General features: G+C 29.6%; 9 protein-coding genes. 5 read left to right on the plus strand and 4 right to left on the minus strand.

Translation table 11 applies throughout. The features are described 5' to 3' along the window. Both ABIK75_07800 and fsa read right to left on the minus strand, forming a co-directional pair. On the minus strand, window positions 1–1,159 hold a 1,159-nt coding region (locus ABIK75_07800), incomplete at its 3' end, for a 1-deoxy-D-xylulose-5-phosphate synthase N-terminal domain-containing protein (GenBank protein MEO0090990.1). Between the two features lie 12 nt (window positions 1,160–1,171). Next, on the minus strand, window positions 1,172–1,816 hold the full coding sequence (gene fsa, locus ABIK75_07805) for a fructose-6-phosphate aldolase (GenBank protein ID MEO0090991.1): 645 nt from the start codon (window positions 1,814–1,816) through the stop codon (window positions 1,172–1,174). A 101-nt stretch (window positions 1,817–1,917) separates the two neighbouring features. Between fsa and ABIK75_07810 the strand changes: the two genes are divergently transcribed. From ABIK75_07810 to ABIK75_07825, 4 genes are read left to right on the plus strand one after another with little or no spacing between them, the layout of a single operon-like run. After that, window positions 1,918–3,138, plus strand: a complete 1,221-nt coding sequence (locus ABIK75_07810; protein ID MEO0090992.1) for an MFS transporter — start codon at window positions 1,918–1,920, stop codon at window positions 3,136–3,138. Beyond that, window positions 3,135–4,778 carry a hypothetical protein gene (locus tag ABIK75_07815; protein MEO0090993.1) on the plus strand — a complete coding sequence of 548 codons (1,644 nt, stop codon included), beginning with the start codon at window positions 3,135–3,137 and terminating at the stop codon, window positions 4,776–4,778. The genes ABIK75_07810 and ABIK75_07815 overlap by 4 nt, the downstream gene beginning before the upstream one ends. A gap of 15 nt (window positions 4,779–4,793) precedes the next feature. Continuing rightward, window positions 4,794–5,348, plus strand: a complete 555-nt coding sequence (locus ABIK75_07820; protein MEO0090994.1) for a nitroreductase family protein — start codon at window positions 4,794–4,796, stop codon at window positions 5,346–5,348. A gap of 15 nt (window positions 5,349–5,363) precedes the next feature. Next, complete coding sequence (locus ABIK75_07825; protein MEO0090995.1) at window positions 5,364–6,299, plus strand: hypothetical protein; 936 nt, start codon at window positions 5,364–5,366, stop codon at window positions 6,297–6,299. A 32-nt stretch (window positions 6,300–6,331) separates the two neighbouring features. On the opposite strand, the gene ABIK75_07830 is transcribed toward ABIK75_07825, so the two are convergent. Further along, the gene (locus tag ABIK75_07830) at window positions 6,332–7,684 is read right to left on the minus strand and encodes a TrkH family potassium uptake protein (GenBank protein ID MEO0090996.1); all 1,353 of its coding nucleotides are present in this window, start codon (window positions 7,682–7,684) and stop codon (window positions 6,332–6,334) included. 118 nt (window positions 7,685–7,802) lie between these two features. Between ABIK75_07830 and ABIK75_07835 the strand changes: the two genes are divergently transcribed. Then, window positions 7,803–9,197, plus strand: coding sequence for an OmpA family protein (locus ABIK75_07835; protein MEO0090997.1), 1,395 nt, complete (start codon window positions 7,803–7,805; stop codon window positions 9,195–9,197). A 40-nt stretch (window positions 9,198–9,237) separates the two neighbouring features. On the opposite strand, the gene ABIK75_07840 is transcribed toward ABIK75_07835, so the two are convergent. Beyond that, the coding region (locus ABIK75_07840) for a M55 family metallopeptidase (protein ID MEO0090998.1) at window positions 9,238–9,493 on the minus strand (256 nt) is incomplete at its 5' end.

Genomic DNA, 9,493 nt, shown 5'->3' on the forward strand with positions numbered 1-9,493 from the left:
GTTCAGCAATACCGACTTCTATCCATCTCTTTAATCTTTCAGGTTTTCCTTTATAAAAATGGGAAATAGTAATTGAGTCAGATATATCAGCGCCAATACAGACAATTCTTGGGTCATCGCCCACTTCGGCTAAGGCTTCGCCAAATCCAAATCTTGTTGCTTTCATTTCCACTTTCATAATTGGTTGGCGGTTCCAGAAGTAATCCTTTTTAGTAATCTTTGGAACTTTGGCCATCAATTTCTTTGTTGCCTCTTTCTGATAATCTTCGGCAATCTTAAATAATCTTTCCACATCAATCTTTTTATCCAATCCTAATTCTTTTAATCCTTGCCACATTTGTTCCACCGTAGGGGCTTTTCCGTGCCACTCTGCTTTATTTTCCATAAAAGAAACACCTTTCCCTTTTATTGTATGGGCGATGATTAATTTTGGTTTTCCTTTTATTTTCTTTACCTCTTCAAAAGCCCAAAGAATCTGTTCCATATTATGGCCATCGATCTCAATCACATGCCAATGAAAGGCTTCAAATTTATCTTTTACGGGATCAATATTCATCACTTCTTCTACCCAGCCATCGATCTGTAGGCGGTTTTTATCTAAAATTGAAACTAAATTATCTAATTTAAAATGACCGGCTTCCATTACCGCTTCCCATATATTTCCTTCTTGAAATTCTCCGTCACCATTTAATACATAAACATAATAATCTTTGTTTTTTAATTTACCAGCATAAGCAACACCCACACCAATGGAAAGTCCTTGTCCTAAAGAACCTGTTGAAAATTCCACGCCCGGTAGTTTTAGCCAATGAGGATGTCCTTGATAAGGAGAATATAATTTTCTTAATTTAACGACATCTTCCACAGGATAGAAACCAGCAATTCCTAAACCGAGATATAAAGCTGGAGCTTTGTGCCCCGTGGACCAGATAATTCTATCTCTGTCTTCCCAAAAAGGTTCTTTAGGATCAAGACGGGCAACATGTAAATACAAGGCAGTGGTGATATCCATTATTGATAAAGTTCCGCCACTATGGCCGCTACCTGCTGCTGCTAAACAAACTAAGTTTAGCCCTCTTAAATAATTAGCAATTTCTTTTAATTCTTCCACAGTATAGGTTTTAATTATTTTCCCTGTTTTTGAGTCAATTAAAGGCATTTCACCTCCAATTTATTTTGGTATTTTTTGATAATCTTCAAAAAATTTTTTAATACCGATATCAGTTAATGGATGTTTTACCATTAATTCTAATACTTGATAAGGGCAGGTAACAATATGGGCACCAAGTTTTGCTGCCGTGACTACATGTAAAGGATTACGTACACTGGCAACGATTATTTCAGTTTTGAAATTATAATTCTTATAGATTTGAACGATATCAGCAATAATTTCCATCCCAAAATGAGAAATATCATCCAGACGACCAACAAAAGGCGAAACAAAAGTGGCACCGGCTTTTGCTGCCAAGATTGCCTGATTAGGAGAAAAGACTAAAGTCATATTTGTTTTTATATTCTCTTGTGATAGGATTTTTACTGCCTTTAAGCCATCTTTTGTCATCGGTATTTTAATGGTTATCCATTCACCATATTTTGCTAACTCTCTTGCCTCTTTTACCATTCCTTCCCAGTCGGAAGAAATAACTTCTACGGAAATTGGTCCTTTAACCAGTTCCACAATTTCTTTAATACAGGTATCAAATTTTTTGCCTGTTTTGGCAACCAAAGTTGGGTTGGTTGTTACACCATCTAAAATTCCCCAAGAATGGACTTCTTTTATTTCATTTATATCTGCTGAGTCAATAAATATCTTCATAAGACCTCCGAGTTTAGAAAAATTATAGTAAAAACATAAATTTTTTTCAATCACAAAAGATTATTGAAATTTCCTTATTTGATTCTAAAATTTAAGTTTAAATGATAAAAATTATAAAGATAAGAAATTTTCTTTTTTTAACTCTCTCTTCAACCCTTTCTCAATTTGGCGATCGACTTACTCATATGCTTTTAATAACTTTGATTGCGGAAATTAGCAAAGGAAAGGTATTTACTTATTCCCAAGCAAGTTTAACTTTTACTTTACCGGTATTAATTCTTTCTCCTTTTTGTGGTGTTTTGGTAGAAAGATGGGAAAAAAGAAAGGTTATGTTTTTTGCCCATTTAATCCAATTTTTTCTATTAATCTTCACACCAATTTTGATAATTCTTTTAAAAACTTATTATGTAATTTTCTTCTCTTTGTTTCTTTTTTTCTTAATTGACCTATTTAATAATACTGCGAAACCGGCTCTCTTGCCTTCGTTGGTAAAAAAGGAAGATCTACTTGTTGCTAATTCTTTAGATCAAACATTTATAAGGATAGCGACCGTTTTGGGAATGGTTGTTGGTGGCTTTTTAATAAAATGGGTGGGATGGCAATTTGGTTTTGTTATTAATGCCTTTACCCATTTAAGTGCGGGACTTTTTGTTTTGGGAATTAGTTATTACGAAATAAAAAAAGGGTTTTTAGAAAAAGAGGAAAGTTTAACTCTTCTAATTTCTAAATCTTCAAGGATTTTCTATAATGATTTAAAAGAATTATTTTTTTATATGAGAAAATCAAAGACCGTTCTATTTGTTTTATTTTCCATATTTTTAACAACGGCAATTGCGAGTATTTCTTACACAATTTTAATCTATTTAATCCAACAGGTTTTAAAGTTGGGAACAAGTGGAGTGGGAATATTTGCTGGTATTTTGGCAATGGGTATGATTGTTGGTGCTTTAATATTAGGATTTTTTAAAAAAGTTGAGAATAAGAAAAATTTAATAATTTTTGGTATTTTTATTTTGGGTTTCTTTTTTATGGTTGGGATTTATTTAATCAAGGTTTCTTTTATGGTAATTATTGGGTTGATTGCCGGAATAACCTTTTCAATTATTACTGTTGCCCAAAATACTATTTTGCAAGAAGAGGTGGAAAAAGATATTAGGGCAAGGATTTTTTCCACAAAAGAATTTATTACTAATGCCAGTTTTATCTTAACTTCTTTACCGATTGGACTTTTGAGTGATTTAACTTCTTATAAATTTATGTTATTTATCTTAGGAATTTTCTTAATGGCAATTGCTATTCTTTTAAAAATTTTAATTAAATGATATTATTCTTTTTATTTTTGCTTAATAAACCAATAATTGGTGTTTTTAATGTTAAACCGGAAAATGAGGTTATCAATTTGTTAAAAGATTGTTGTTTTAATTTTGCTCAATTTCGTGGCGAAGAAGATACTAATAAATTAAAAGAAAAAATTATTATCTTTAAAGAAAATAATATCTCCTTAATAATTGATGATATAGTAATTAGTCATTTAGCATCTTTATTATATTATTCAAGAAAAGTTAATAATTTGCCAATTGTGCTCTTTCAGGATTTTATAAACTTTAATATCCCTGGTTCAGAAAGAGAAAAATATTATTTTAGAATAAAAATAAAGAATTATAAAAGAAATAAAAATTACTTGGTTATAAAAAACGAATTGGAAGAGATTTTAAAAAGAATACCAATAAGAATAAAGAAAAATAAAGAATTTATTTTTGCTATAAAAGGTGAGGATCTTATTGGCTTTCAATATATAATTATTGATTTAGAAGAGAAAGAAGGTTGGCAGATTGAATCTTTTACTATTTATACAAGTTCTTCTGACTCCCTTTTAAAAGGTTATTTTGATAGAATAATTAAAGAAAGGGTAAATTTTTATGAAAGATTTATTGATAAAGATTTTCAAATCTATTTATATCTAAGTGATGAGACAAGATATTATCAATACTTAACAACCCGATATGTAAAAGATAGAATAGAAGAATATTCTAATAGAAAAATTACTGGTCTTTCCCATTTGCCATTTATCACCAAAGATTATTGTGAAAATGTTAAGCCAAGTTTTCTTTGGGTTGATATTTATCATAATATTGGAAGGAATGCCGATTTTAATTTGGAAAGGACACCGGAACCAGAGGATACAAATTTTATATATTTCTTAGAAAATTTACTGATTAAAAAATTAGATAGCGTAAGAAAATACTCTTTAATTTATAATATTCCATTTATTTATGAAGCACCGGCATTTAGTGAGGCTTGTTATATCTTTGATAATTTAGTAGATTATTTTCCACCTTACAAAAAAGAATGGGATGATAGTGTCAAAAGAAATAGTGAAGAGGAAGGAGCCTATCGGGAAATGAGTGAAGAAGAATTAAATTGTGTTATTAATCTTTCTTTGTTGTATGGAGCAAAAGGGATTTTCTATTGGCATTTCTTACCCTTAGAAGGAATATGGCAATTTCAGTATGGAAAAAATAAAGGAAAATATAAATATTATTATTTAAATGGAATGATAAAAAGAGAAACCTTATCTTTAAGACCAGTTGGTGAATATGTGAAAAAGATAAATAAAAGGTTGAAAATAATTTTAGAAATTCTAAAAGATTTTACTTCTAAGCAGGTTTTTAGTTGTGATAGAAAAGGTTTTATTAACGAAAATCCCTTATTTTTGGTTTATACTAATTATCCTTATTTACATTTTGGAATTTTAGAGAATGGAAAGAGAAAATATTTAATGATTGTAGAAAAGGGCTGTGAAAAAAGTATAAAAGAAGCCAAGATATATTTAAAAAGAGAACTTAAATTTTATGATATTTGGGAAAAGAAGCTTATTGATTTTCAAAAAGAAGATAAATATTATTATTTTAAAGTTAATTTAAAAGGCGGTGAAGGTAAAATTTTTGAGATTATTGATTAATAAAAGGAGGAAAAAATGGATGTGAAAGAAGCAATTTTAAAAAGAAGGGCTTATCGTTCGTTAAAAGAGGTAGGGATTGATGAAAAATTAATAAGAGATTTAGCCGAATGTGCCAGTTTAGCCCCTTCTTGTTTTAATAACCAACCTTGGCGATTTGTCTTTGTTTATGACAAAGAAATGAAAGAAAAATTACATACTGCTTTAGCCAAAGGCAATGAATGGGCATATTCTTCATCAATGATTATTGCGGTTTTTAGCAAAAAAGAGTTAGATTGTCAGATAAAAGGTAGGGATTATTATCTTTTTGATACTGGTATGGCGGTTGCCTTTTTGATGTTGAGAGCCACTGAACTTGGTTTAGTTGCCCATCCAATTGCTGGTTATGATGAAGAAAAAGTGAAAGAGATATTAAACATCCCCAAAGATATGCAAGTGATTACTTTAATTATTGTTGGTGAGAAATCAGAAGAGATAAACAAAACCCTAACAGAAAAACAGATTGAATTTGAAACTAAAAGACCAGAGAGATTATCCTTAGAGAAGTTTGTTTATTTTAATATTTATAAATAATAAGAGGAAGAAAAGATGGATCAAGATATATTAGAAAAATTTGAAAAATGTAAAGAGGATAAAAATTGTCCTAATAATCAACAAGAATGTATTATAAAAAAAGAAAATAACGTCGCAACACCCCTTATTTTTGAAAATACTTTTAAAAGTTTTGCAGACAAAAATAAAGGTAAGTATAAGATTGTTCTTGTTACTGAATCTCCTTATAATTTTCCTGGCTGTCCAATACATAAATCTAAATGTGAAAATGATAAATGTGAATATTGGGTAAACGATGTTGATGAGTTTATTAGAAGACATTTGGCTAAATTTGGTTTCGGAAGATTTGGGGCATATTTTCCTGACAAAGAAGAAACACAAAACCATATTCCTTGGAATATCTTTTCATTTATTTTTTATATCTTTTATCCGATTTTTAAACACATTTCCCAAAGGTTCTATGGTTGTTCAGAAAACGATATAAGAATATTATGGGCATATTCCTTTGTTAATAAAGTTTATTGGACTCATGTGGCTAAAAGAAGTTTGAAAGGATTAGATAAAAAGAATAAAAAGAAGGTGATAAAGCAATGTATTCCTGTATTGAAAGAGGAATTAGAAGCAATTAAACCTAATCTTATTATTGTGGCTACACATTGGATTTTCGGATATGAAGAAATAGAAGCTTGTCAACAATGTTATTTTTCCCAAAACAATGATTTGATAAAATTAAAAGATGTGAAAGATGGATTAAAAAAATTAATTAAGAATAAATGGAAAAATAAAAATAACGAATTAGAAAAGATGATTGATAATATTCCCTTAGAACTCAAAATTGCTGTTTTTCCTAATCCTTCGCCCAAAAACTATAAAAATAAAGTTGATTTTTACAAAAAGGAATATGTGCCAGAATTAATTAAAAAGATTCACGAAGAAATAGAGAGAAATTATGACAAATTGCCTGACTGTTGAAATAAAAAAATACTTATTAGAGATATAGTTAATTAACCAACCGAAATCTCTTCTTCGGGAAAATCAATATGTTCTCTTCTTTCCTTAATAAATAATCTTAATATATTAATTACGCCAACACGACCAAAAAGCATTACCAAGATTATAATTATCTTGGAAATATTAGAAAAGTCGTAAGAAAGGGAAACTAAGTTATTTATCTTTGAACCACAAGAAAGTCCGACAGTTCCAAAGGCGGATAAGATTTCAAAAAGGATTTCTATAAAGTTAATATTCTTTTCAATCAAGGTAATAAAGAAACTACTTATAAAAATAAGAATTAAAGAAAGAATAATAATCGCGATACTTTTTTCCATTGTTGAAATTGGCAATTTCCTTTTAAAAACTCTTTCTGGGAGTGTTCCTTTTAGAAAATAGAAGGGATAAAGTAAGCCAACCAAAAAAGTGGTTGTTTTTATTCCACCACCAGTTCCACCGGGTGAAGCACCAATAAACATTAAAAGCATAACAATAACCATTGTGGCATAACGGAAACTACCAACCGAAATAAGATTAAAACCAGCAGTTCTTGGTGTCACCGAATGGAAAAAAGAGATAATTATCTTGTTTAAAATAGGGAAATCTTTTAAAGTATTATTAAATTCTAAGATATAAATTATAAAAGTTCCTAAAAGAATTAGAATTAAGGTGGTAAAAAGGACAAGTTTTGTATGAAGACTAATTTTAGAATTTCTTCTTTTTAGATGAGTCCAATAAATATCGCTCCAAACGATAAATCCTAAACCGCCGCTGATAAATAAAAAGGCAATAACTAAAGGTACAAAAATATGGTTAGCAAAGTTAGAAAGATTATTCCCAAAAGAAGAAAAACCAGCATTACAAAATGCCGATACCGAATGGAAAACTGCGTGAAAGATAGAAGGTTTTAAAGGTAATTTTTGGAATAGATAAAAATAGAAAAAAAGTAAAAAGAAGCCAATACCTTCAAAAATAAAGACAACTCGAGCAACATCCAAAAGAAAATGACGAAAATTTTTAAAAGAAGTGATTCCTGTATGTTCTTTTACCAAAAACATATCCCGAAAACTTGCCTTTTGGCGAAAGAGCAAGATTAAGATTGTGGTAATTGTCATATAACCTAAACCACCAAGTTGAATTAATATTAAAATAACAACCTTGCCAAAAAAGGTAAAGTCTGTTTCAGTATTTTTAACAATTAAGCCAGTAACACATACCGCCGAAGTAGCGGTATATAAGGCATCAATATAAGAAATTCCTTTTGTTGTTGAGAACGGTAAATAAAGCAGAATAGAACCGATGATTATTAGGATTAAAAAAAATTGGATAAGAAACCTTGCCGGATTAAAGGTAGTAAAAAATTTCATTAATATTAAGATTATCTAAAAAATGGGATTTTTCAATTTATTTAATAAATAATAAATTTATTGACATTTTTTAATTTTTTAGTTATAATATATTAAATAAACTTAAAAGGGGGAAGGGATGAGGAAAAAAGAAATTTTTATTTTTTTCTTAGTTTTATTTCCGTTTATTTTTGCCGAATTCAATACCACTTCGGTCGGAATTGATATTCCTACTGCTCAACTTCTAAAAAAAGGAAATTTTTTTATCGCTTACAGTGGTTCTAAAGGTTTAGAAAAAATTAATGAGTGGCCTGACGATTACTGTTATGAGGATAATGCCAATATTCGTTTTGGGTTATTAGACAATTTAGAGATTGGCTTAACTGTTTATACAAGAAAAGATTATACCCTTAATTTTACCTTTGCGCCAATAATGAAAGAGAAATTTGCCTTGGCTTTGGGAGTTCATAATATCGGTTTAAAAGGTGATATTTGCGAAAAAGGAAGTGGTTTAGAAAAAAGTTTCTATGATGATTATTACTACAATAAAGACGCTGGTTTAAAACCAAGTGAAAACTTCTCTGCTTTTATTTGTGGTACTACTGCTCCTATTAAATTTTTAAAAATCAATTTGGGGATAGGTCGAGGCAAATTTGTTGGTTACGGTCCGCATTGCAAATATCTTAATACCGATTACTTTTTCGGCAAAGATGAAAAACATAATTGGGCAATCGGTCTCTTTGGTGGTTTAGAATTACAATTTGGTATTTTAAGAATGATTTTGGAAGGCGACGGAAGAGATATAAACATCGGAACAAAAATTAATATAAAGAACTTGGAACTTGCTTGTGCTCTTACAAAATTTGAAGCAATTCTTTTTGAGGATAAACTAGAGCGAATAAGTTTTGCTATTGGGTATAACTTCCCATTGATAAAAGAAAAGATTCCAGTACCAGTGGTTGAGAAATTTTATAAAGTTATTGGTAAAGTTTTTGATAGTGAAACAAAAGAGCCATTAGTAGCAAATGTGAAGATGGGAACAAAAGAGATTACTACTGATAATAATGGTCTTTTTGAATTTGATAATGTAGCAACCGGCGATTATACAATTATGGTTAAAAGAGATGGTTACGAAAAACAAGAAAAAATAGTGAAAGTAGTTGAAGGAGATGTTTCCTTAGAGATTGCTTTAAAGAAAAAGGTAATTCCGGAATTCAAGACTATCTATTTTGATTTTGACAAATCAGAAATAAGAGAAGATATGAAAGATGAATTGGAGTATAACCTTTTGATTTTAAAAGAAAATCCCAATTTGAATGTGGTAATTGAAGGACATGCCTGCGAAATTGGCGGTGAAAAATATAATTATGATTTGAGTCTCAAGAGGGCAGAAGCGGTTTATAATTATTTCTTAAACGCTGGCATTGATAAAAATAGAATGGAAATAAAGGGTTATGGCGAAAAGAAGCCGGTGACAACTGTGAGAAAAGAATACTATAAGAACCGTCGCGTTGAGATTGTTATAAAAAAATAATATCTAAAAATTCTGGCCGCGCTGTTAGAGTTATATAAATTTATCTAAAAAATTCTCTGGCAGCGCGGCCTAAAATAGCTATTAATCTAATTAATTTTTGGGTTTCAATTATATCTTTTGTTTCGGCAGTAATTATTCTACCTGCTATTCTTTTTACATTAGGTAAAAGAGAGATTATATCTGCTTGGATAGTTTCATTAACGGCAATTTCTAAATATATTGGTTCTTTAATTTTATAAACTTCTATTTCATTAATTTTCTTTACTGCCTTACTTGCTTTTTCTTTTATCTCTTTT

It is taken from the genome of candidate division WOR-3 bacterium (genome assembly GCA_039801725.1).
Classification (GTDB): Bacteria; Hydrothermota; Tepidihabitantia; order Tepidihabitantales; family DTDR01; genus DTDR01.

What these genes read in the sequence shown, in the direction of transcription:
- fsa (MEO0090991.1), bottom strand. Translation starts at nt 1,816, where the DNA reads ATGAAGATATTTATTGACTCAGCAGATATAAATGAAATAAAAGAAGTC.
- ABIK75_07810 (MEO0090992.1), top strand. Translation starts at nt 1,918, where the DNA reads ATGATAAAAATTATAAAGATAAGAAATTTTCTTTTTTTAACTCTCTCT.
- ABIK75_07815 (MEO0090993.1), top strand. Translation starts at nt 3,135, where the DNA reads ATGATATTATTCTTTTTATTTTTGCTTAATAAACCAATAATTGGTGTT.
- ABIK75_07820 (MEO0090994.1), top strand. Translation starts at nt 4,794, where the DNA reads ATGGATGTGAAAGAAGCAATTTTAAAAAGAAGGGCTTATCGTTCGTTA.
- ABIK75_07825 (MEO0090995.1), top strand. Translation starts at nt 5,364, where the DNA reads ATGGATCAAGATATATTAGAAAAATTTGAAAAATGTAAAGAGGATAAA.
- ABIK75_07830 (MEO0090996.1), bottom strand. Translation starts at nt 7,684, where the DNA reads ATGAAATTTTTTACTACCTTTAATCCGGCAAGGTTTCTTATCCAATTT.
- ABIK75_07835 (MEO0090997.1), top strand. Translation starts at nt 7,803, where the DNA reads ATGAGGAAAAAAGAAATTTTTATTTTTTTCTTAGTTTTATTTCCGTTT.